Source organism: Enterococcus sp. FZMF (assembly GCF_030263915.1).
Taxonomy (GTDB): domain Bacteria; phylum Bacillota; class Bacilli; order Lactobacillales; family Enterococcaceae; genus Enterococcus_D; species Enterococcus_D casseliflavus.
Map to the genome: position 1 here is coordinate 498062 of NZ_CP127160.1, position 24238 is coordinate 522299.

General features: G+C 36.2%; 25 protein-coding genes. 23 read left to right on the forward strand and 2 right to left on the reverse strand.

The window, feature by feature from the left end; translation table 11 throughout:
* Positions 1-38: 38 nt before the first annotated feature.
* The 8 genes from QN079_RS02365 to sufB all read left to right on the forward strand — a co-directional run bounded on the left by QN079_RS02365 (position 39) and on the right by sufB (position 7524).
* Positions 39-806: an AraC family transcriptional regulator gene (locus QN079_RS02365; RefSeq protein ID WP_010748756.1), complete on the forward strand. Its 768-nt coding sequence runs from the start codon at positions 39-41 to the stop codon at positions 804-806.
* A 91-nt stretch (positions 807-897) separates the two neighbouring features.
* Positions 898-1383 (forward strand): hypothetical protein, encoded by a 486-nt coding sequence (locus tag QN079_RS02370; RefSeq protein ID WP_118215768.1) that lies wholly within the window; start codon positions 898-900, stop codon positions 1381-1383.
* A gap of 110 nt (positions 1384-1493) precedes the next feature.
* Complete coding sequence (locus QN079_RS02375; protein WP_118215767.1) at positions 1494-2036, forward strand: GNAT family N-acetyltransferase; 543 nt, start codon at positions 1494-1496, stop codon at positions 2034-2036.
* A gap of 226 nt (positions 2037-2262) precedes the next feature.
* Positions 2263-3036: a Fe-S cluster assembly ATPase SufC gene (gene sufC, locus QN079_RS02380; protein WP_005232112.1), complete on the forward strand. Its 774-nt coding sequence runs from the start codon at positions 2263-2265 to the stop codon at positions 3034-3036.
* Between the two features lie 13 nt (positions 3037-3049).
* Positions 3050-4390, forward strand: a complete 1341-nt coding sequence (gene sufD / locus QN079_RS02385) for a Fe-S cluster assembly protein SufD (protein WP_015508910.1) — start codon at positions 3050-3052, stop codon at positions 4388-4390.
* Positions 4387-5631, forward strand: a complete 1245-nt coding sequence (locus tag QN079_RS02390) for a cysteine desulfurase (RefSeq protein ID WP_015508911.1) — start codon at positions 4387-4389, stop codon at positions 5629-5631. Before sufD ends, QN079_RS02390 begins: the two co-directional genes overlap by 4 nt.
* Positions 5609-6103 carry a Fe-S cluster assembly sulfur transfer protein SufU gene (sufU, locus tag QN079_RS02395; RefSeq protein ID WP_005232105.1) on the forward strand — a complete coding sequence of 165 codons (495 nt, stop codon included), beginning with the start codon at positions 5609-5611 and terminating at the stop codon, positions 6101-6103. The genes QN079_RS02390 and sufU overlap by 23 nt, the downstream gene beginning before the upstream one ends.
* Positions 6104-6132: 29 nt before the next feature.
* Positions 6133-7524, forward strand: a complete 1392-nt coding sequence (sufB, locus tag QN079_RS02400) for a Fe-S cluster assembly protein SufB (protein ID WP_118215766.1) — start codon at positions 6133-6135, stop codon at positions 7522-7524.
* A 97-nt stretch (positions 7525-7621) separates the two neighbouring features.
* Here sufB and QN079_RS02405 read toward each other — a convergent pair whose 3' ends face one another.
* On the reverse strand, positions 7622-8764 hold the full coding sequence (locus tag QN079_RS02405; protein WP_002337874.1) for a site-specific integrase: 1143 nt from the start codon (positions 8762-8764) through the stop codon (positions 7622-7624).
* A gap of 50 nt (positions 8765-8814) precedes the next feature.
* The gene (locus QN079_RS02410; RefSeq protein ID WP_010778236.1) at positions 8815-9612 is read right to left on the reverse strand and encodes a helix-turn-helix domain-containing protein; all 798 of its coding nucleotides are present in this window, start codon (positions 9610-9612) and stop codon (positions 8815-8817) included.
* 201 nt (positions 9613-9813) lie between these two features.
* Here QN079_RS02410 and QN079_RS02415 point away from each other — a divergent pair, with 201 nt between their 5' ends.
* The 15 genes from QN079_RS02415 to QN079_RS02485 all read left to right on the forward strand — a co-directional run bounded on the left by QN079_RS02415 (position 9814) and on the right by QN079_RS02485 (position 24003).
* The gene (locus tag QN079_RS02415; RefSeq protein ID WP_002313373.1) at positions 9814-10116 is read left to right on the forward strand and encodes a helix-turn-helix domain-containing protein; all 303 of its coding nucleotides are present in this window, start codon (positions 9814-9816) and stop codon (positions 10114-10116) included.
* A gap of 269 nt (positions 10117-10385) precedes the next feature.
* Entirely contained in the window at positions 10386-11261 is an 876-nt protein-coding gene (locus tag QN079_RS02420) for a hypothetical protein (RefSeq protein ID WP_289230720.1), read from the forward strand.
* The gene (locus QN079_RS02425; protein ID WP_289230364.1) at positions 11258-11476 is read left to right on the forward strand and encodes a BRCT domain-containing protein; all 219 of its coding nucleotides are present in this window, start codon (positions 11258-11260) and stop codon (positions 11474-11476) included. The genes QN079_RS02420 and QN079_RS02425 overlap by 4 nt, the downstream gene beginning before the upstream one ends.
* Positions 11463-14123, forward strand: coding sequence for a pLS20_p028 family conjugation system transmembrane protein (locus QN079_RS02430; protein WP_289230365.1), 2661 nt, complete (start codon positions 11463-11465; stop codon positions 14121-14123). Before QN079_RS02425 ends, QN079_RS02430 begins: the two co-directional genes overlap by 14 nt.
* A gap of 14 nt (positions 14124-14137) precedes the next feature.
* Complete coding sequence (locus QN079_RS02435; RefSeq protein ID WP_138314754.1) at positions 14138-14344, forward strand: hypothetical protein; 207 nt, start codon at positions 14138-14140, stop codon at positions 14342-14344.
* The gene (locus QN079_RS02440) at positions 14337-14948 is read left to right on the forward strand and encodes a plasmid mobilization protein (RefSeq protein ID WP_289230366.1); all 612 of its coding nucleotides are present in this window, start codon (positions 14337-14339) and stop codon (positions 14946-14948) included. The genes QN079_RS02435 and QN079_RS02440 overlap by 8 nt, the downstream gene beginning before the upstream one ends.
* A complete protein-coding gene (locus tag QN079_RS02445) occupies positions 14933-16324 on the forward strand; it encodes a relaxase/mobilization nuclease domain-containing protein (protein WP_289230367.1) in 1392 nt (463 codons plus the stop codon). The genes QN079_RS02440 and QN079_RS02445 overlap by 16 nt, the downstream gene beginning before the upstream one ends.
* Before the next feature lie 215 nt (positions 16325-16539).
* Complete coding sequence (locus QN079_RS02450) at positions 16540-16854, forward strand: hypothetical protein (protein ID WP_225000581.1); 315 nt, start codon at positions 16540-16542, stop codon at positions 16852-16854.
* A complete protein-coding gene (locus tag QN079_RS02455; protein WP_225000580.1) occupies positions 16847-17341 on the forward strand; it encodes a hypothetical protein in 495 nt (164 codons plus the stop codon). The genes QN079_RS02450 and QN079_RS02455 overlap by 8 nt, the downstream gene beginning before the upstream one ends.
* Positions 17342-17417: 76 nt before the next feature.
* Positions 17418-17732, forward strand: coding sequence for a hypothetical protein (locus tag QN079_RS02460; RefSeq protein ID WP_289230368.1), 315 nt, complete (start codon positions 17418-17420; stop codon positions 17730-17732).
* A gap of 356 nt (positions 17733-18088) precedes the next feature.
* Positions 18089-18637, forward strand: a complete 549-nt coding sequence (locus QN079_RS02465) for a hypothetical protein (RefSeq protein ID WP_225000578.1) — start codon at positions 18089-18091, stop codon at positions 18635-18637.
* 2 nt (positions 18638-18639) lie between these two features.
* Positions 18640-19338: a hypothetical protein gene (locus QN079_RS02470; RefSeq protein ID WP_112009061.1), complete on the forward strand. Its 699-nt coding sequence runs from the start codon at positions 18640-18642 to the stop codon at positions 19336-19338.
* A gap of 11 nt (positions 19339-19349) precedes the next feature.
* Positions 19350-20330, forward strand: a complete 981-nt coding sequence (locus QN079_RS02475; protein ID WP_289230369.1) for a hypothetical protein — start codon at positions 19350-19352, stop codon at positions 20328-20330.
* A gap of 458 nt (positions 20331-20788) precedes the next feature.
* Positions 20789-21547 carry a hypothetical protein gene (locus QN079_RS02480; RefSeq protein WP_225582111.1) on the forward strand — a complete coding sequence of 253 codons (759 nt, stop codon included), beginning with the start codon at positions 20789-20791 and terminating at the stop codon, positions 21545-21547.
* A gap of 686 nt (positions 21548-22233) precedes the next feature.
* Positions 22234-24003 (forward strand): putative glycosyltransferase family protein, encoded by a 1770-nt coding sequence (locus tag QN079_RS02485; RefSeq protein ID WP_118215594.1) that lies wholly within the window; start codon positions 22234-22236, stop codon positions 24001-24003.
* The last annotated feature ends 235 nt before the right edge of the window (positions 24004-24238 follow it).

Genomic DNA, 24238 nt, shown 5'->3' on the forward strand with positions numbered 1-24238 from the left:
TTTCTTTATACTAAAGGCAAGTAGGAAGGAGTGAGAAGTTGAACGTAACCTATTCAGGATTTCAAATGCACAATGCTGTTTCCGATCATATTTATCGACCCTCTGGCTTAAAGCATTATCTTTTCGTGTTGACGTTGTCTCCAATGGTTTTCACTTTTGAAGATGGTCATCAAGAAACTAGTGAAAAAGGTAGCTGCATTCTTTTTCCTCCAACCGTCTATCAAGATTATCGTGGCAAAGAAGATTTTTTTAATAGCTTTGTTGAGTTTCAAACGGATCAAGTGATCGAAGAAACCTATGCGATCCCTTGTAACCAACTGTTCCAGCCGAAAAATATTCAACAAATCAACAAATTGATCCAAAAGATCAATCATGAATCCTTGTTGCCACAACGGCACACGGAAGAATTGATCGCGGCGTATATGACAAATCTATTGGTCTTACTTGAACGCAATTTTGAAGAAAGCATCCCGCAACCACAAAACGAACACTATCAACTGTTTCAAGCGATGCGGTTGAAAATGTTAGTCAATTGCGAACAGCAATGGGATTTTTACCAGTTTAGCCGAGAGCTTTCCATCGGTAAAAGCCAATTCTATAAGCTTTATCAACAATTTTTTCATACCACGCCCAAAGAAGATTTATTGCAAGCTCGGTTTCAAAAGTTTTTTTATTTACGCAGTAACGAAACACTGACGATTCGAGAGGCGGCGTTTCAATCTGGGTTCCAAAACATCAACCATTTTAATCGGCTCTTTGCGAAGCGCTATGGCTGCGCACCGTCAAAGTACCAACAGGAGCAATAGGCAGGTCTGATCGGTAAAAACGCAGAAAAAAGTCCGACGAATTCTTGACGGATGAAAGAGAAAACGGGACAATGTCATTAGGAGGTGGCGTATGGATACAGAAACGATCGTAAGCGAACTTTCTAAACGTTCAAACGAATTGGAAGCGCTACAAAGAAAATTGAGTCAAAGCCAATTAATGAACAATGAAGCGGCACAAACGTTCATTTTTGACTTAAAGGATTATTTAGATAGCTTAAAGCTCGTAACGGATTTAGTACCGTCAGCGGCAACTACAGCAGCGGAAGTTGACCAGTTGTCGTACGTCTTAGGTGAACAAAATCAAAGCATCCAACAGCTGCTGGTTATTTTGGAAGAAGCCGAAGCAAATGACGACCAGCGCTTTTTCGGTAAAAGTGCGGGAGAGGTGCGGCGGATGATTGGCAGTCTGACTGGGATTTTGGAACTAAACGGTCTGTTGCTGCAAGACAATCGTGGCTTTCAGCAAGTCGTGAAGGAAACTGGACCGCTTCAGGTGACTGAAACAAAGGAAGTCCCTGAGAAAAAAGGGTTTCTCCAAAAGCTTTTTGGGAAATAAGCACTGATCGTCGATCACAATACGTGTACTTATATCTCAAAGGGTTCTCCATAATGCGTGAAGAACCCTTTAAGGAGACGACTTTTTTTAGGAGAAAGGGGGGCTTGAAGATGGCAGCAACAGTCACACTTCAACCGATTACGGAAGAAATAATTGCTGAACTTTGGTCGATCAGCTATGGGCCTAAGGCAGATTTAGAATGGAAAAAATGGGACGGACCGTATTTCCAAGACCCCGTGTTGACGTGGGAAGAATTTCGAACGGGGTTTGGCGCTAGCTGTATCGACAACCCGTTACGTAAAGCGATCAGCTATCAAGGAAGAATCGTAGGGATCGCGACCGCTTATTGGGAAGACAATACCTTGCAGCAGTGGTTGGAATTCGGGATAGCCATCTATGATGCTTCCCTTTGGAATCAAGGGATTGGCAGCCAAACAATTCGCCAGTGGATCAATGAGTTGTTTGAATCACAGCCTCATATCCAGCGTGTTGGTTATACCACGTGGTCGGGCAATCACCGCATGATGAAACTAGGAGAAAAGCTAGGGATGACCAAAGAAGCCCAGATCCGCAAAGTCCGTTTCTGGGAAGGCACCTATTATGATTCCATCAAGTATGGCATCTTGCGAGAAGAATGGGCACAGCAGAAGTGAAGGTAGGGGATGCGGCAGCCAATGTCGTATTCCTTTTTCTTTTTTACAACAAATCAAAAAAATTTCTAGTATTACAGACAATAACCATGTACTATCTCTATGTAATACTTTATAATAATTCCAATGTACAGATTAGAAATATTTTAAAAAAGTCGGGAATAGCGTTTGAAGTTCATTCTCAATTAGTCTAAAATAGTGAGAAAGAAAAGATACTGGAGGGAAAGAAATGTCAGTTTTAGAAATCAAAAATCTACACGTCCAAATCGAAGATAAAAAGATCTTAAAAGGCGTTGACTTAGTGTTAAAAACTGGAGAGATCCATGCCATCATGGGACCAAACGGTACAGGGAAATCAACCTTGTCCGCTGCCATCATGGGTAACCCGAATTATGAAGTGACAGAAGGGGAAATTTTGTTCGACGGCGAAAACGTCTTGGAAATGGAAGTGGATGAGCGAGCTCGTTTAGGTCTGTTCTTGGCGATGCAATACCCAAGTGAAATTCCAGGCATCACCAATGCGGAATTTATGCGGGCAGCGATCAATGCCAAACGTGACGAAGACGACAAAATCTCTGTCATGGATTTCTTGAAAAAATTAGATGAAAAAATGGATTTATTGAATATGCCAGAAGAAATGGCGGAACGCTATTTGAATGAAGGCTTCTCTGGTGGAGAAAAGAAACGAAATGAAATCTTACAATTGTTGATGCTAGATCCAACCTTTGCGATTTTGGATGAGATCGACTCTGGTCTAGATATTGATGCCTTGAAAGTCGTAGCAAAAGGCGTCAATGAAATGCGCGGTGAAGGCTTTGGCGCTTTGATCATCACCCATTACCAACGTCTGTTAAACTACATCACACCAGACGTGGTTCATATCATGATGGAAGGCCGTGTCGTGATGACCGGTTCGGCAGATTTAGCCAAACGCCTAGAAGCAGAAGGCTATGCTGGGATCAGTAAAGAGTTAGGGATCGACTACAAAGAAGAAGAAGCGTAAGGAGGCAAGGTAAATGGCAAAATTACAGGATTATCTTGAACAAGTCAACGTTTTTTCAGCGTTAAAAGAAGAACCTGAATGGATGTTGGAATTACGCCAAGCAGCCCTTGCGAAAGTGGATGAACTTGCGTTTCCAAAAATCGAGCGGGTGCGTTACGAGCGTTGGCCATTGTTCAATATCGACGAACAAGCACTTGCTGGTGAAAAAGAATTTGCAGGCTTCATCGATCCAACCTTACCTGCAAGTGAATCTAAGGAGACAGGTGCTGGCTTGGTTCCCGCCTTTGACGCGATGGATAACCATCCGACTCTCGTTCAGTTTGATGACACCACCATCTTTGAGCAATTACCGCAAGAGCTGATCGACAAAGGCGTGATCTTCACCGACTTGTTTACAGCAATGAAAGAAGTACCAGAGTTGGTCAATCAATACTACATGACCAAAGCAGTACCAATGGATGAAGACAAAATGACCGCAGCACATGCGGCGTTTATGAATAGCGGCATGTTCTTGTATGTACCAAAAAACGTGGTGATCGAAGAACCCCTTGAAGCGATTTTCTATCACAATGGCAATAGTCAAGCGCATTTCTTTAAACACATTTTGATCGTTGCTGATGAGCACAGTGAGTTCAGCTACTTGGAACGTTTCCAAACCAAAGGCGACCAAGCGAAAAAACTGTCTGGCAATATCGTAGTGGAAGTGATCGCCAAAGCAGGTGCGAAGGTCAAATTCTCTGCGATTGATCAGTTAGGTGTCAACATCACTACGTACATGAATCGTCGCGGCTACGTGTTGCGAGATGCGATGGTAGATTGGGCAATTGGAGTCATGAATGACGGCGACGTCGTGGCGGACTTTGATTCTGATCTTGTAGGCGAAGGCGCGCATTCGGAAGTCAAAGCGGTCGCAATCAGTGCTGGGCGTCAAACACAAGGAATCGACACTCGCGTCACCAACAAAGCACCGCATTCCATTGGCCATATCCTGCAACACGGCGTCATTAGAGAACGCGGCGTCTTAACCTTTAACGGTATCGGACACATTTTAAAAGGAGCAAAAGGGGCGGACGCGCAACAAGAAAGTCGGGTCTTGATGCTTTCTGACCAAGCCCGGGGCGATGCCAACCCAATCCTTTTGATCGATGAGCACGAAGTAACCGCCGGACACGCAGCCAGTGTGGGACGGGTCGATCCAGAAGAAATGTACTACTTGATGAGTCGTGGGCTGCGCAAAGCAGAAGCGGAACGTTTGGTGATTCGTGGCTTCTTAGGCTCCGTCTTGACCGCGATCCCAGTCAAAGAAGTGCAACAAGAATTGGTTGCCGTTATCGAAGGGAAGTTACTCGCATGATCGATGCCCAAAAAGTGAAACAAGCGTTTCCCATCTTGGATCAGCTCGTAAATGACGAACCATTGATCTACCTCGACAATGCCGCCACTACGCAAAAGCCAGAGGCGGTGCTGCAGGCGATCACCGATTATTACCATCAAGACAATGCCAATGTTCATCGTGGGGTCCATACCCTCGCAGAACGGGCGACCCATTCCTATGAAGGCGCACGGGAAAAAGTGCGCAGCTTTATCCATGCGAATGAAACGGCGGAAGTGCTGTTTACTCGAGGGACGACCACTGGTTTAAATTGGGTCTCCCGCAGCTACGGCGACCGTTTTGTCAATGAAGGCGATGAAATCGTGATTTCCTATATGGAACATCATTCCAATATCATCCCTTGGCAACAATTAGCAGCCCGAAAAAAAGCTACCTTGAAATATATCCAGCTGACGCCAGAAGGCACCTTGGACATGGAAGATGCCAAGAAACAGATCACAGAAAAAACCGCTATCGTTTCGATCGCTCACGTTTCCAATGTTTTAGGCGTGATCAATCCGATTGCGGAGCTAACCAAATTGGCGCATCAGCACCAAGCCGTCATGGTGGTGGATGGTGCTCAGGCTGTTCCACATATGACAGTTGATGTCCAAGCACTGGATTGTGATTTCTATGCCTTTTCTGGCCATAAAATGTGCGGACCAACTGGCATTGGTGTCTTGTACGGCAAGCGGCAATGGCTGGATCAGATGGAGCCCGTCGAATTTGGCGGTGAAATGATCGATTTTGTCCATCTGCAAGAAAGCACGTGGAAAGAACTGCCGTGGAAATTTGAAGCTGGTACACCAAATATTGCCGGTGCGATCGGTTTAGGTGCAGCGGTGGATTACTTAACAGAAATCGGCTTAGAAAACATCCACGCCCATGAAGCAGACTTAGCTGCTTACGTTTTGCCAAAACTGCAAGCCATTGAAGGCTTGACCATCTATGGCCCCCAAGAAGCAGCAAAACGCACGGGAGTGATCGCCTTTAATCTAGCAGGCATCCATCCTCATGATGTTGCCACCGCTTTAGACATGGAAGGCATCGCGGTACGGGCAGGTCATCATTGTGCCCAACCCCTCTTGAGCTATTTGCAAGTCCCAGCGACTGCACGGGCCAGCTTTTACCTGTATAATACAAGAGAGGACGCCGATCGACTGGTTGACGCCATCAAGCTGACGAAGGAGTTTTTCCAACATGGCACTAACGAAATTAGATAATTTGTATCGACAAGTCATTCTGGATCATTCCAGCCACCCACATCATCGGGGCACCTTGGATGATTCAACGTACAAAGTCGAATTGAATAACCCTACCTGTGGCGACGTGATCCACTTGGAGCTCGCTGTCGAAGGAGACACCATCAAAGACATCGCGTTTACTGGCGAAGGCTGTTCCATCAGTACCGCCAGTGCATCCATGATGGGGGATGCGATTATCGGTAAGACACTAGCAGAAGCTGGTGAACTATCAGGCTTGTTTTCTGAGCTCGTCCAAGGAAATGACATTCCCCAAAGCGATCGCTTAGGCGATGCTTCCATGCTTGGAGGTGTGGCGAAGTTTCCTGCACGCATCAAGTGTGCGACTTTAGCTTGGAAAGCATTAGAAAAAGCCATTGCTGCCGACAGTACACAAGCATCTGTCAGTCACAGCCACGCCAATGAATCTGACACTGAAGAAACCAGCGAATAGACAACCGCACTACAAAAGGAGTGAGAACCATGGGTGTACCCGAATTAGAAGAATATAAATTTGGCTTCCACGATGACGTGCAGCCTGTTTTTAGTACCGGCGAAGGATTGACCGAAGACATCGTCCGTGAAATCTCACGGGTCAAGCAAGAGCCAGAATGGATGCTTGAGTTCCGCTTGAAGTCTCTTGAAGCCTTCAACAAGATGCCCATGCAAAACTGGGGCCCAGACCTGTCTGACATCGATTTTGATGCCATCAAATATTACCAAAAACCAAGTGATCGTCCTGCCCGTGATTGGGATGACGTACCAGAAAAAATCAAAGAGACCTTTGAGCGCATTGGTATTCCAGAAGCCGAGCGGGCATACCTGGCCGGCGCTTCTGCTCAATACGAATCAGAAGTCGTTTATCACAACATGAAAGAAGAGTTTGAAAAACTTGGCATCGTCTTTACCGATACCGATTCAGCCTTGAAGAAATACCCTGAGCTGTTCAAACAATACTTTTCAAAATTAGTCCCACCAACCGATAACAAGCTTGCTGCTTTAAACTCAGCCGTTTGGTCAGGTGGTACCTTTATCTATGTACCAAAAGGCGTTCGTGTCGATGTGCCATTACAAACCTATTTCCGGATCAATGCCGAAAATACCGGTCAGTTCGAACGAACATTGATCATCGTTGACGAAGGCGCCAGCGTTCATTACGTCGAAGGCTGTACCGCCCCAACCTACTCAAGCAATAGTTTGCACGCAGCCATCGTTGAAATTTTCACCCTAAAAGACGCTTACTGCCGCTATACCACCATTCAAAACTGGTCAGACAACGTCTATAACCTAGTAACCAAACGGGCCAAAGCCTTAGAAGGTGCTACCGTTGAATGGATCGATGGCAACTTAGGTGCCAAAACAACCATGAAATACCCAAGTGTGTATCTTGATGGCAAAGGCGCACGGGGCACGATGCTTTCCATTGCCTTTGCAGGTGCCAACCAAATCCAAGATACTGGTGCAAAAATGATCCATAACGCACCAAATACCTCCAGCTCCATCGTCTCAAAATCAATTTCTAAAGACGGAGGTGCAGTAAACTACCGTGGACAAGTCACCTTCGGCAAGAAGAGCGCAGGCTCTATCTCCCATATCGAGTGTGACACTATCATTATGGATGACCTATCGAAATCCGATACCATCCCATTCAATGAGATCCACAACAGCCAGGTGTCCCTAGAACACGAAGCCAAAGTCTCCAAAATCTCAGAAGAACAACTGTACTACCTAATGAGCCGCGGTCTCTCCGAAAGCGAAGCAACCGAAATGATCGTCATGGGATTCGTCGAACCATTCACCAAAGAATTACCGATGGAATACGCAGTCGAATTGAACCGGTTGATTAGTTATGAGATGGAAGGGTCTGTGGGTTAATAACTATTTCATTGCTCGAAACGTTGATATTAAAGCGTTTCGAGCGTTTTTTTATTTGTATTTTAATAGTTGGCTACGTTTTTGGCTACGTTTGGAATTATTCGCCCATAAATTTTGCAAATCGGTCACCAGTTTTCTTAACAGATTGTGGTGTGACATGAGCATAGATATTCATGGTAGTTTTAATATCTTTATGACCTAATCGTTCCTGTACTTCTTTTATCGACGCACCACTTTCAAACAATAAGCTACAGTGGGTATGCCTAAATCCATGTGGAGTAATTTGAGGCTCCATCGGTGTCTTTTTGTAAATCCAGTCTAACCAATCGTTTACTACTTGGGGGTAGTACAACTTGTTTGTGTTTGTAGTGAAAAGAAACTGTTTTGGTGAATTCGTGTTATAGCCATATAAGATCATTATTTTCATTTGTTCTTGTTGCCAAATACGCAGTTGTTTAAGTGTAAAATCATCAAGCTGAATCGTTCTTGATGAATTTTTAGTTTTAGGTACTTGTAGAACTACTTGATTAAACTCGTCTTGAGCGATAGTTTTACCAATTGTTATTGTTTTATTGAAATAGTCTATATCTTCCCATTGAAGCGCCAATGCTTCGCTTTTACGCATTCCTGTATAAGCTAATAAACGGAAAAAAGTGTACAGTTTAACTGAATTATTTTCTTTAGTATTCTGTAAAAACAGTTGTAATTGATCTTTCGTGTAAAACTTCAAGGGTTGTTCTTCTTCAATTTTTCTTGGAAGCAATGTTTTAGACATAGGATTATCCTTACAGACTTCCATTGCTACTCCAAATTTAAATATTTGAGCAGTTGTTTTTCTCAAGAAACCATATTGTTTTAATGTTTTGTGCCACTCATTCACCTGTTTTTGACAATAACTAACACTTATTTTATCCAATCGTAATTCTCCAAAAGCAGGTAATATATGGTTCTTGCAAAAACGTTGAGCAACGGCAACAGAAGACGGTTTTACTCTTGTTCTGTAGTTATCAATCCATAATTCATACAACTCTTGAAAAGTTGTAACATTTATTTTAAACTCTTGTTTTTCTTTAAAGTCTACAAGTAGTCTATTAAGTGCTGTTTGCGCCTCAGCTTTTGACTTGAATCTTCTACGCTTTGTACGTATATCTTTTCCAGTCTTGGGATCTTTTCCTAAATAAGTTTCAAATCCCCAATATTTTTCGCCATTTTGTAATTTATAACAAAAAAATGTTGCCATTTGATTCTCTCCTTACTTCATGATTGCAGGTAGAGAAGTTATTTGAAGAATCAATTGTTTTTAAATTTATCGTGATTATTAGTTAGAAATGTTGCGATTATACTATTTTTCTCATATGGAAAATTGTATTTTTTGCTAAGATCAGAAATGAATTTTTCTGTTTCAAATTGGTTTTTAGTAATTTTATAAAAGAAATCCTCGACAGATGAATACTCTGAAATATCTTGATAGGCTAAGTCCATTTCGTCTAATAGCTGTTTTAAAGAATCAATCAGTGTTTCTTTTTCACCGTATTTGAAATCACCATTTCTTATTTTGTCTTGAAGTTTACTGTTGGCTCTTTTGAAAAATAACTCTTTAGAGATAGAGTGTTTCTGACTAGCGTACTCTTCGATAAGAGGATTGATATTATTAGCAAGTATCTCATTTAGATAAATTTCAAAATCTTTTGAGTAATATTTTGTAAATATATTTTTTATTATAGGATTCAATAACTCATAGTCTTTATTTAGCGAAAACGTATTACTATATCTTTCTTGAATGTCATTAAAGACTTTGTGAGGTATCTCTGGGAAGTCTTTAATATATAGTTCATACCCTGAATCTTTAAGGTATGAAGCTATGTATTCTTCCAAAGTTCCCCATTTAATCCAGTCGATAGTTTTGTTACTTAATTCAGCAATTTTAATTAATCTTTCTTTGTTGGGAAGGGAGAATCCTCGTTCCCAATTGTTAATATTTCCTTTTTGAGCATTTCCAATTAAATCTGCAAATTGTTCCATAGTCATTCCAAAATTAGAACGAATTGATTTAATTCTTTTACCTGTTTCAACAGGATTTGGTTTCATACAATCACCTCTCTTATGGAATTTGGTTTCATTATATATCAAGTAACAAAAAAAGACAAAAAAACAATTGACATTAATAGGAGACGATAGTATATTAATGGTGTAAATTGTTACTTTTTGTTACTTCGCGATATTTTGTAACAAAAAGTAATAATTTGTTAGGTAGAGAAGTTATAGAACAATCAAAAAGGAGAGGTTTTTGTGGAAGCAATAAAATTAATGATCTCAGAAGAGCAGGAGGAAATGTTTCTAAAGCAGTTTTATCAGATTGCTACAAAAGCGATTGAGAAGGCTCAAGAAAATGCGGGTATGACAAGAGAATATCTAAATCAAAAGGAAATGGCAGAATACTTAAATGTGAGCGAAAACTTTTTAAAAAATGCTGTGAGAAATGAGGGATTGCCCGTCGTTGAATTAGGGGCAAGAAAATTTTATTCGAAAAAGGCAGTTAATGAGTTTATGTTTGCTCGAATGAAGAGAGGTGAAAGTTTTGAGAGAAGATGAAATAGCAAATTTAGTATTGAAAAGAATTGAAAAAAATATATAAAAGAGTGCTCCCGATAGTTTGGCGACCACAGGAAGCACTCGACAATAAAGTTCTGAGAAAACTTTATTTATAGCTATTATATCAAAAAGAAGGTGAAAAGGTGTTTTCTTCTGGAAATGTTGTAGTTGACAAACTTAGAGAAATAAATTTTGACGGAAATGTAATTCCACATTCGTGGTACGGTCAATTAAGAAAAAAAACGAAAAAAGGCGTTGAGAAGCCCTATTTGAATGCAATAGTTATCTTAGCAGAAATTACTTACTGGTACAGACCCCAAAAAATTTTTAACGATGAGGGCCAGTTAATTGGATATAAAAAGAAATTTATTGAAGATATTTTGCAAAAATCATATAAGCAATTAAGCAAAAAAACAGGACTATCAGAAAGAGCTATAAAAGATGCAATTGTGTACTTAGAGAAAAAGGGAATTATCAAAAGAGTTTTTAGAAATATTTATTATGAGCAAAGAGCAGTTACATTATCAAATGTTATGTACATTGTTTTAAATGTACATAAATTGATAGAAATTACTTTTCCTGCTTTAGATCGTGAAAAAAAGGAGTATGTGTCGAAAATCCGTCAGAGGGTTATCGAAAAAAAGAGATATGTCTCTTTAAAAAAAGGTAGAGGTATGTACAAATTCGTATATACGTATACAAAGACTACTTCACAGAACACATCAAAGACTACTCCCGTTATGGAAGAAGAGGATATTAATATAAAGAGGATTTACAGTAAGATTAGTGTTCTTTATGAAGCAAATAACGAAGATGGTCGAAAATTATTTCAAGTGTATCACTATTTGAAAAACGCTAATGTAGACATAAAAGATATCAGAAAAATCATTGAATTTTTATATGAAAATACTCAGTATCTTAACGCTCAATGCATTATAACACAACATAAAGCATGCGTTTTTCAAGCAAAAACAGATCAAGGACTATTCGATTACACAAAGTTTTTTCTAAAGGGACTTCAAATTAGATATAAAAATCAGCTTCTAGAAAATATAGAAACTACAGATCAATTCAATAAAGCCTTCGGAATTAAAGAGTTACCTAAAATCTCTATGCATAATTGGTTAGAAGGAGAAAAAACATGATTAAAAATCGTCTAATAGATCAAATATGGTGTCTTGATCAAAACACAGATACTCTCGAACTAATCGAGAGTATCTGCTTCAATACTATAGTTCTCGATTTAAGATCTGAAAATGACAAATGTGTAACTCACATCATAATTGACAGAAAAACAGCGCAGAAGCTTTCTGAGAGCCTAAAAAAATGGGCTGAGGGAGGTAACAATGAAGGTAATTAAGAGTAAAATTAATTGGTTGTCGATTAGTTTTCTTATTCTAACAGCTATGATTATTTTTACGAGTAACGTTGCAGAAGGCAGTATTTTCAACTGGTTTGATGATACTGAGAGTCAAACTGAGTTTTTAACTAATCCACTTTATCAGAATTATTTGAAAAAATATAACGGAAATTTTTACAGCCAGTTCGGTATGTGGATAGGCTGGTCTGTTATAAAATCAATGTTCGCTGTTGTCGATGGCATTCAAAATATGATTCCCGAGGTTTTAGATTTGTTTAGCTTTGTAGAAAGTACCGGATTGAACAAAGTCTATCAGTCAGTTTTAAATACAATTGTTATTGGATTGATGGTACTCTCACTAATGATTATTGGATATAAAATGGTGACTGTAAAAGGGACTTTAGACTTAAAATCGGTTGGAATGAACGTAGTTATGTCAGTAGCATTGATTCTTTTAATGCCGACTTTGATTCACAGTGGAATAGAGTTTTCTAAAACATTTTATAGTGATACGACTACGATTACAAATTCGGACGAAGGCGTGGCGTGGTCGCTGATTGAACAAGGGGTCACTGATTTAGCTTATATCAATAAAACAGATCAGTATTCAATGATTAACAAAACGAATGACCGGAATAATCTAACAAAAGAAAATTTCTGGAAAACGGATCTTACGCAAGTATTGACAGATAATGTAATTGATAAAATGGAAAAAGAGAACCCAACAGCTGATAACCTGCGTTATGAATTAGTTGAAAATTCTGATAATGAATTTGTTGCTACTAAATTTTCAGATAATTTTTTGTCAACCTTTGTTGATGGTATCAAATCAGGATATTATCGCTATCAAGCGAAACTATGGGGAATTTCATTTGGATTGATTGCTTTAGCGGTAGCGTATGTTTTTAGTGCTTTCATTATAATTACAGCAATACTCGAGTTAGCATTTAAACGTGTACTCGGAGTTTTAGTATTTGCTACTGACTTAGAAACAGGACAACGATCAAAACAAGTTTTGTCAGATATTTTACAGTGCTATTTGACAGTCGGATTTCAAGGGTTCGGGTTATCTATGTTTGCAATGTTCATAAATTACCTAAATACTGGCGAAGGTATCTCCACAAATATTTTTATAAAAACAATTGCTTATATCTGTGCTGTGTTTGTGCTGATAAAAGGCAGTGGAACAGTCATGAGATACTTTGGTGTTGATATTGGACTCAAAGAAGGCTATGGGCAACTTGCTTCAGCATTCGGCATGGGCGCTATGCTGTTTAGAAAAGGATCAAATGGATTTAATCGTGCCAAAGGAAGCGGAAATGGAAATGGATCAGACAGCGGAGAAGGAGAAGATCGAAAACCAGAAAAGAATTTCGGCGAAACTCTATCAAAAAAAGCTGGCAAAACTGGAAGAGCTTTGGGATATGCCCATGAACGTGGATTATCAGGTTTAGTTTCAGATGGAGCTACAATGGCTAGTGAAAGAGCAACAAAACCATTTAAAAGTATGCGTGATATAGCTAATGATACCAAGAATAAGTTCAAAGAAGGTTTAGATGATGGTACCGTGTCCGCTATTAATAAAAATAGCAAACCTATGTTGGCTAAAAATAAAGAAGATGAAACTGGAAAATATGCTGATTCCATGCCCACACGTCTTTCGGATAGAAAAGATGGTGCTAAGGTTGAAAATGCCGATAGAATTATGTCTAGTTCTGAACGTATGCGTGAAGCAATGAAAAATAATGCTGAATCGAATAATAATCCTGCAAGTGCAATTCAGCAAAAAGTTCAACAAGATATTGAAGAACGCAAAAATGTTATGCACGGTCAAGCTAAGTCTGCTGAAGAATTAATTAATCAGAAGCGACAGGAAGCGAAATACACGCCTGAAGCAATGAATCGTGAGAAAATGTTAAGGAAACGTGTAGAAGGACGTACAGGCGCTAATATGGACGAAAAAGAAGCGTTGACAAAAGAAAGAATTCAAGAAGCTAAAAATTCAAATACCGGATTAGAAAAATTGGTCAAAGAAAATCTACAAAATTCTACAAGTAATCAAGGTGGACAATCAGTAAATGTCCGAGAAAATATTCAAGGTTCATTGAATGGTCATGTCGGACGGAACGTTGATGTAAGAGAGAATTTACAAAGTTCTTCAAATGGTCAAGGTACTAAGACAATTGATGTTCGAGAAAATCTGCAAAGTAGCAGTACAAGTCAACCAAAAACAGTAGATGTTCGAGAAAATGTACAAAATTCTACAAGTAGTCAAGGGTTTAAATCAGTAGATGTCCGAGAGAATGTGCAAAGTAGCAATGCAAGTCAACCAAAAACAGTAGATGTCCGAGAAAATATACAAAGTTCTACAAGTAGTCAAGGATTCAAAACAGTAGATGTTCGGGAGAACGTTCAAAAAGATAGTGGAGAAATGAAAGAAAAAACACAAAAAATCAATATTGTTGAAGACAGAAAGTCAGCGAAAAAATTTGATTCAAATCATGAAAAAGTGATTATTGATAGTGAAATCCGTGAAAATGATAAGGGATCAAAATCAAGACGAAGATTCACTTATGAAGACAATGAGTTATTCAGAGATACACTTAATGATCCTAATCCACTTTTCGATAATCTATTAAAAAAATAAAAGGGGGGATTGTCATGCAATTAATTCTAAAGATTAGTACGCATGATTTCTTAGAACTTGACGAATTATGTGAATCAGTAAAGAACGCAACAAATGAAAAAATCACGGTCACTAATTATATTGAACTGATGATTCAAGAAGAATTAAAGATGAAAAATGAAATAGAGAGCAATTTCAAATGTTGCTTTCTAGAAAAAATTGAGGGGATAATCAATGGATGATAAACAAAAAATGTACGAAAAAAATCGCAAACATAGTGAGGCCTTAAATTTTCGTGTCGATAAAAAGACTTATCTTGAACTGACATTGATTGCAAAACAAAGGGGAATTTCTAGAGCAGACGTTTGCCGTGAGCGGTTAAAGGGACTCAAATATGAACCGCCGTTGTTAGCTGAAGATGATAGGGTAGCTTTAACCAAACAGTTAAATCAAATTGGTAACAATTTGAATCAAGCGGTAAAGGCATTAAATATCATTGCTAAATATTTTAGAGAAGAATCTGAAGATAAAAAAGAAAAGAGCCTACATTTTAGTTTTGATGCTAGCCGTTACAACATTTTTAAAGATGAACTTGCCAATAGCATAGCAAAAAAGTTGATGATTAGTTACCCAGATGACATTTTTTTGGAGTCCAATCGGAGTGCTCCCTCTTTTTTTAAATTATCAGAAGTAGAAAAAGAATATTTCGAATATTGGATAGAAAAGCAAACTAGACCGGGTACAAAAGAAGAGTATTCCCAAAAAGTTGATCAGAATTTAATCCACTCAATTCAGATTATTGCAAGTTTAAAAGATGAGGTGAAACAACTTTGGGAGCTACTATAACATCGAAAGGACGCAAGAAAAATTTATCCTCGCTATTACAATATGCAGCTAATTCTTCAAAAAAAGAAAAATGTGTTGCAGTCTCAGGAATAAATTGTAGTGATGATAGTGAGGAAGCACTGCAAGAAATGAATTTAGTACGTACCAAGATGAATAAATCTAAAGATATAGCACAAGCGTTTCATGTTATTCATTCGTTTGATAAGAGTACTTCTAAAGAGTTAAGTATTGTTAAAATGCACGAAATAGCTGTCGAATTTGCAGAGAAAGCTTTTCCAAATTCGCAAATCATTGTTGCAAGTCACAATGATAAAGATCATTTTCATAGTCATCTTGTCATTAATAATATTAACGTAGAAACATGTAAAAGGTTGCGTATTGACCCTAAAGATTTAGAACGAATGCGAAAAATTAACGATCAAGTCCTCAATGAACATGGTCTTGAATCAGTGAATAATGAGTACTATGAAAACTTAGAAAAGAGAACCAATCTTTATTCAAACGATCCTTCTAAGATGAAATATGGAAAAATTAATTATCAAGAGTTTGTGCAAAATGCGATCGAAGCAACGTTGGAAAAATGCGAAGTGAATTCTTTTGAAGATTTTTCGGATCATTTGGCAAAAGAATATAACATTGAAGTTTATCAATTTTCAAAAACAAATAACAAACTAGGCTATGTTCTTTACAAACAAGATGTAAATTTCTATGAGCGTAGAGGTGAGTTAATTACTTTAGGAAGAGATAAACAATCTAGAAAAGAAAAAAGTCAGTATGTCGAACGTACTTTTAGTGCAAGAAAGTTAGGGAAAAGATATTCATTTGAATCTGTTTCTGAACAACTTGAAAAGAATTTAGAAGAATCACATATAAAAAATTTTTTTAATATGGAAAGAGAGCAAGTTATGTCGCTAATTAGTGGAGTAAATTACAAAACTGGTGAGTTAAATGTACCGTTTGTGGAATTAGATTCCATCGCACAAAAGCAATTTAGCGACCGTGAAGGCGATGAAAAATTCATTAAATATGATGACTTCTTGCGAGAGGTAGACAAGCATTTTGTAAATACAATGTATTTAGAAGATGATCAAGAATACACGATTAAACTTCATACGGATGTGAATCCTCAAACTTTACGTAGTGCGAAAAGTAAAACAATTTCTATTAAAAAGACTGATCAGAAAGAGTTATTTTTACCGGCAGAGGGTTTTAAAAATTGTTCTCATACACCTTCTGCTAAACAGATTCACTATCAAATCAGTCGCATAATGAATGACGATGTAAAAATGTATCGTGCTAAAAAGGATTATGAATTCACACAACAAATGATTGAAAATCAGCAAAAAAGGCAACAAAATTTTGAAATGGAATTCTGAATGGGCTTGTTAGTGGACTTTCCAGTTTTTTGCCTATGAAGAGTTGCTTGGAAAGAAGCAGTTTTTAGGACATACGCCAGCTACCCATCTACTTGCCAGTCAATCCGCCCCGCTCACGCTAGGCTACTTTCTGGCAAGTCAGATGGTGGGTAAATCTCTGAGGGAGCAAGCTCCCTACAGACTCCCTCCCAAAAAAAGAAAGGTGGAAGAAAAAAATGAACTATCCATATTTTAAAGTCTCGGCTTCAGAAGAAACTAAAGAAATATTCAACAATTTTTACAACCAAAACAAAGGAGTTTTTGGTTCCAAGGCAAATATGTTTCGTGTTATGGTTTCAAATTTACCAGTGTTAGCTAGTCCATCAAATAATAAATTTAATGATCCTGAAAGCATTAAATTTGAACAAAAAATTTCAGAACTAGAATCAATGATAAGTAATGAAGTAATTGAAAAGCTGGATGACATTGATCAAAAGTTATCGTATTTTCTAAAAAACAAATACAAAACGGAGGAGAAAAAAGATGTTTAAAGTTTACTTCCCGTTTCAGTGGCTCGTTAAAGGAATTCTTTTAGTGCTACTAGGATTGATTCTTTTTGGAAGTTATCTAACAATTAAAGACAGATATTTTCCAGAACAAAAGCCAATAAAAATTGTAACAAAAGATTTAAAAATAGGTGAAACTTATCAGGCAGATGGGGTTGAACTAACATTTAAAAATATTGAATTGACCGAAAAAAGAAATGAATTTGCACAACATGATCGTGTATTACAAGTGACCTATACACTTAAAAATGATACGGAAAATCCGATACGTCCGCAACAATGGTCGATTGAAAATAAGGATGGTGAAGAGCTTTATGAGTATGCTATGATATTGGATAATCCTGAGTATATTGAAAGTGGGAAAGCAGAAACAGTAAATTACTATTATGAATTACCGATTGAAAAGCAGGAATACCAAATCGTATTACGTAGAGCGAATGGTTATTTTGTTGGATTACCCTTTACTTTGTAAGTCTTATTTTGTTAGTGGCTTTTAAGTTAATATCATTTTTGTGATTTTTGAAAATGAAAGTGAGGAAATTGGAAGAATGGCTGAAGAAAATAAAGTTGATCCGCTTGAAACACTAGTGATAAATAAGAAAGAATTTGAGCAACTTTTTCTTGATTTTTTTGTTCAATATGACATGATTTATGATTTTAGTTCGTCACTAGATTTATTTGAATTAGAAGCAGAAATAATAAAAAATAGCCAAGAGGAAGATGGTAACATCATCATTTCAGTAGAAAAGTTCCTTGAATTGTTTTCGGAAATATTTGAAATAGATATAGACTATTATCAACCACAAGAAGTTTTTCGAGAGTTTAGAAATCAGATTATTCGTTCAGGTAGGGCGGTAAACTAAATCAAAAAAAGAAGCATTGAAGAAAAGTTCCTTCTTTTCAACGCTTCTTTTTTTGAAGATTTTACAGATGTCTTATGAAGATTGGCTTCAATGACTACATGTAGTCATTTCGTTTAAAATTATTATGGTACACCCTTATGTGTCGTAAATAAATACTGGTATAATAATAAATGAGGTATGCAACATTAGGGAATACTCTTGTGTTACATTTTCTTTTATTGATTGTAGTAATTGATTTAGCATGTTCAAAATATTTTCAAATTATTGATGGTGGAAACAAGTGGAAAATTATAGTATTTATTTCAGCTATATATTATACTTACAGTGAATAGGATTGAAGAAAGGGAGTGTAGAGATTGGCAACTTATAAAGCAATTCAGATATTGAAAGATTTTTCTTTATCTGAGCTAGAGGACTTGGCAGCTCTATTCTCTAGTAAACAATCTATTATTGGTAAAGAAGATACCCCATTTAAATGCATTGCATATAATCCTGATTGTTATTTACAAAATGTGGATAAAATAAGTAGGCAATTTGAAAATGGGAATTTTAGACCCGTAATAATCACAAATTACAAATTTCTAGCTTTATTACTGTGGGTATCAAAGCTTGAAGAATTTGTTTTTACTGATTTTTCTTTTAAAGAAGACGGAGAAGAAGCTGAGTTGGAAAAAACGACAGTTAAAGACATGTTGTCTGATTCCGATGAAGTTGGCAATATATCTAATTTCTTAAAAGAGAATAGTCAAAAGATTCAATATATAGAGTTGTATCTAAAAAGTCCAAAAAATCGTGTCCGTATTCATTCTAATGGGAATATATCTTTATCGAATACATTTGATAAGGGCTTATATTCTTTAATAATCAAGATTGTCCAATTCCTTTTTACAGGACACACGCGCTAACTATGAAGGAGAAGATAAAATCAAAATTTATTGATGCGATTGCTACCTTTTTTGGAAGTTTAATGGCTTTAGGTTTATCTCATAAGTTTATGCCAATTTTTACTTCATACTTCAACTATTTAAAATGGGAACCTACTAGGATAGAGAAGGCTGAAGGTATTGTATTCGCGTTTTTTGTAGCTGTAGGGTTTATTTTAGTTCTCGCATTTTTCGGAATAATTAAGTGGATTTGGGAGAGTATTACTTTTCCAAAAGTAAAAGTTTCTTTTTTTAATCAAAAAGATAAAAAAATTCAGGAGCTAGATTTTAGAGACAGTCCTGAAGAACCTCAATACTTAAAAATTTGTTTTGATGCGAAATTCACTAAAATACAACTCTGGTTTCTCAAACGAATTTTGAATGCAAAGATCGTTATAAGGTTAAACCCACAAATGTGTGCGATAGAACTAGCTGAGGGGTTTATTGCAAATAATGAAGATTTTTATTTAGAAAATGGATCTATAACCTTCGATATTTTCTCGAAATATAGTTCTTCAAGTGAGTATAGTTCAATTTACTTACAATTGAATCTCCTCCTAGTCCAAGCAGCTAGAGGAGAAATAAAACTTGAACTAGATTTATCTAAATCACCGTTCTTATCTAAATATCTATTTATAAATTACTGCAAATTTCAGTTAGAACAATTTACTATTCAAGGTTAGGAGTTAAATTAATGAATTATTTGCCTAAAAACCAACGTTATACGCTTTTAAAACTAAATAATGAATTTGCTACTTTAGACGATGTTAAAGAGAAAGTTCTGGTTAGGGAACATAAAGACCCTTTGGCAGTTAAAAATATTCCAGAGGGAACACCTGAGGATGAAAAAACATTTCTTTATAAGTGGATTAATGTTTCGGAAGCAGAAGAAATTAAATTTGAAGAAGTTGAAGAAGTATTTTCATATATTAAAGTTACAGCTTTTTGTGAATTTAGCACTCGAAGAGTTTTTGATCAAAGTACAGGGGTGTTACTACCTAAAGAGGAACGACTAAATAAGTCAAATGTCGATGTCATTTTTGTTAAATCGGAAGATGGATTGTATGCTGTAATATTCTCTGCTGAATTCTATGAGTTAAGGCGTGTGAAGCGGTTGATTGGGGAAGGATCAATTGAACCATTATCTTCGATCCATCAAACTGAATCAGACTTGTTTCATTGGCTTTTTTATAAACGGATAAAGGAAGAATTTGAATTAAGTAAAGATATTACTTTAGATAACATTAATGGATTTACAGGCACAGTTCTTAGTGAAGAAAACCAATTTGAAGGCACTAGTATTCAGACAGCTGAGTTAATCATAACTAAAGCGTTTATTACTAACGGTTATCCAATTACGTCTATAAAAATTGATTTGCAAATGCCACTTGCGGCAGTCACTTTTTATCTAAATGAGGTTTCTGAAGGTAAAGAACTGAGAATAGTTGTGCAGAAAAGTTCTAGTATAGCACCGTTGGTAAAAAATGAAGATGTTGAATATGTTATCCCTATCTATGTATTTTTCTATTTAATACCTGAAATAGTAAGGCTATATAAACGAGATGAGTCTGAATTTCTATCTAGATCACGAAACAATTTCTTAACTGAGATAGGCATAGAAGTAATTAAGACCATAATGGCTAAAAACGATATAGATATAGAAGACATAAAATAGAAATCTAAATTTTTTCAAGTTGAATTATAACTATTCCCAACTTTCTAGAAAGAATTTAACTTCATGATTAATAAGAAAAAGAGTTTGATTCTTTAAATAACTCCTCTACCTGCTGTTTTGACTACGATATTGGCTACGTTCTAGATGATATTACCTGCTGATATACACTATCAGTCTATAGTAATTTGTTAAATGAAATATCATTGTAAAGCCTATTTCTTTCCCTTGATTCCAAAAAGAGTCATTGGAAGGGTCTGTGGGGTAATTGTATTGATTAAGCTAGAAATGCCTATTTGCAGGTGTTTCTGGCTTTTTTTATTTTGGGTGTGTATAAAGTAACACCATTTGGATATAAATTTTTAGAGAGATTTAACTACTATGCAGTTATTTTTGCATTGTTAAGCCTAAATAAAATAATTAATAGCGCCCAATTTTGAAAGTATACGTTTGCTGAATATATGAATGATAAAGATAAAGAAACAAAACTATGGTATGTTACAAAAAATGATTTTGGAAAAGATACAGCAACTGAGTCTGTTTTAGTATTTGATAAGGATAATAAAATTAGCAGATATAAGAATACTAAGTTAACTATCAGCGAAGTCTCTAAGATGACAGATGAAGAGATATTAGAAAAAGTTAAGCAAGATGAATTTGATTATCAATCAGTTAGAATTCAAGGTATACGAGAAGATATTGCAATGGCGGAGGAGCTATTAGAGAAAAGCGACAGTTCCATAGTAAAATCAGGAAAAGAATTCCTATCCAAGATGAAATCAGATAATAATTTGAACCCAATTGATATCGAACCATCAGATTTTTATTTCAATATTATCACCGATTCATCAGGAAATCAGGCGGAGATGGGAGAGTTTTCATTTATTATTCATGAAGTGAATTACCCTGATTCTAGTTATACAGGATTATATAATATGGAAGGAGATTTGTATGCGATTGGGGACAATTATGAAAATGATGAGACAATCAATGATGCAATCTCCACCAAAGAATATCAAATGCGTACACTGCAAAACGAGGTAACTTATGAAATTACGGCTCCGACTGTAGTGCGAGCACCCCAAGTTTATGAAAGCACGTATAATTATTTTCCTATTGAGCCTCTGGGATGGTCTATAGCCTTCAGAACAAAAGATTTAGTCTCACTTAAATTTGATCAACCAGATACAGATATTGAGAATATTACCATTGATGAATAGTCTTTTGCTCCTTATTTTGTTATAGATGAAGTTTTTTATTTACTTAAATAAAAAATCACGTTTTCCAATGGTTATGAAAAAATGATTTTTGCTCTTTAAAACTAGCACCACTGACTAAAAAATTATAAACCCAAGGCATCGTTTAAATAGCAGAGATAGATCTAGCAGTATTTAGAAGCTGTTAAAATTGGGGGGAGAACATTTTTCTTTTGTTTGAAAAATCGGTTAGATAAATCTGTAATAAGGTCTATAAATCGTTGTTAATTCAGTGATCAATAGACCATTTTATTTTTTGAAAAGAGAGAAAAAATGTTGCTGTTTCTGTTCTATTCAGAATTGCAGGTATTGCAAATGATATATATTCAAAATTCTTAGATTGAAGTACAGTGAGACTATTTTGTTTATGAAAGAAATATTTATTACATTGTAAAATCTAGGGAAGAAAAGATCTGACTACCCTTGGCATGTTTTGCTTTGTTTTCTATTAGGGCTATTTTTTTATTATTCGATTAAATCTATTTCGGCTATTGTAGAAATGTGGTAATTTAGTTAGAATGTTTATTGTTAGCTATTAGATCTGATTAGGATTTTTTTGTAGTTATGAAAATGGTTAATGCGTCAAAGCTATTTACTTGCGGAATAAAGAAAAAGGCAATTGAGTGAGATTAGTAGGAGGAAATTTTGGCATGCAGGGTGAAGAAATAGGGGCAATGAGGAGAACAAAAAAAAATAGTCAGACAAAAGATACTACAAGAAAAAAATATATCTTTTATATTGGGATATTCTTTTGTATTAGTTTGATTTATGTGTATGTGAATAGTTATTTTCTGGTATCTGGTGCAGATTTTGATTTTCATACAAGCAGAATTATTGGTTTAGCTAATTCTTTGGAAAATAATCACTGGTTTCCAAAAATAAATTACTATATGGCAAATGGCTTAGGATATGGAACACCGATGTTTTACGGGGAATGGTTTTTATATATACCAGCAATCTTGATAGTTTTTTTTAATTTTTCCGTTGTTCAATCTTGGATGGCGTTGTATGTTTGCTTTTATACGGGTTCATTGACCATTCTTTTTTTTACAGCTAAAAAATTTGAGCTTAGTGACTTTCGAGCATTTTCATTTTCTGCATTGATTATTTTCAACTCTTTAATGGCAACTATAGTGAATGGGGCAATAGCTTTTGCTATATGCTTAGTACTATTGCCTTTGTTATTGTACTATCTGTATCAATTATTTTATTTTGAGAAGACGAATATAGCAGCTGTTTCAATTATAGCTGCAATTATTGTCAATACACATATCTTAAGCACAATGGTAGTTGCATTAATATGTCTTTTATTCTTTTTTTTAAATATACGAAGAGTAAATGGTAAAGTAATGCTTGCTTTAATGAAAACCATTCTTTTAACAGTGGGATTCTCCGCCTTTTTCCTTTTGCCATTACTAGAGCAGAAAGCTTCACAAGAGCTGATTGCATTTCATACACCTAATGCTTTTAGGTATACTAGTGTAAAAGGGATAGGGACTATTTTATTTAATTCTTTGAACGATAATGTAAGAACCATTAGTAATTTCCCGACATTAAGCGCTGTTGGAGTCATTCTTTTAACAGCTACATTGCGTAAGTTTGATATGAAACCAAGCCTGCTAAGAGATTTATCTTTCCTCATATTTGCATTGATTATTTTAGGAAGTAACATGTTTCCTTGGATAGAATTTTCTTCGTCCTCTCTAGGAGCTGTTCAATTCGTGGGAAGATATCTTGTATTTGCACTCATTCTAATCATACTTTTAAGTGTTCTGAATCATAAAATACCAAATTATTTGTTTGTGTTTTGTATAGTTTTGACAATTTTTTTGGGAATTTCTCGGAATACATTCCCAGATTTTACGACATCCGATAATCCGCAAGAAGTAATTATTCTTTATAATAGTCCAGAATATGAACAAAAAAAGTTAAATAGATATGAAGATTTGAATGCTATGAGAAGCGGTGTAGAAGGAAAATCAGTGGTTCTGGGTGTTTCAGGGGGAGAGTATTTAAATATTGGTGCCGATCCTAGCAATTTATCAACAAATGGCGAACCAACAATCAAAAATGGACAAATAGTGGGTACTGATAAATCCTATGGAAAAATAAAAATCCAATATACTATTGATAATGAAGAAAAAAAAGCAGAGATTGTGGTCCCATTGTTATGGTATAAGGGGTATGTTGCAAATTATTCAAAAGGAGCCAAAGGAAGTCAGCCTAACTTGCTTTTATCAGAAACGACTGGAAAAGCACTTGAGGATGGCAAGATAACATTGCTAGCAGAGAAAAGTGGCTCAGTTGAGATTTATTACGCTGGCACACTTATCCAGAAACTCTCGGCATGTCTCTCTGTATTTTTGGTATTGCTTGTATTGACTTTTAAAATTAGAAGAAAAGTAATGGCTAAAAAATGAGTTTATTAGTATATCTCTGTGAGTGAGGTGTCTCATAAATATATGACATTAATCTTTAAATGATCGTTCTAACTCGATTAACTCTAAAATGAGTTTAATAAAGCAATTACTGTATTATAAAGCGATTAAATGACGATTATTGTCAATAATGATGAATGGGGTATGCAGAGCGTGAGAGCGACATTGATCGTAAAGTATGCTTTCGAAGTGTGTCAGATGCAAACTCAAACTCCGA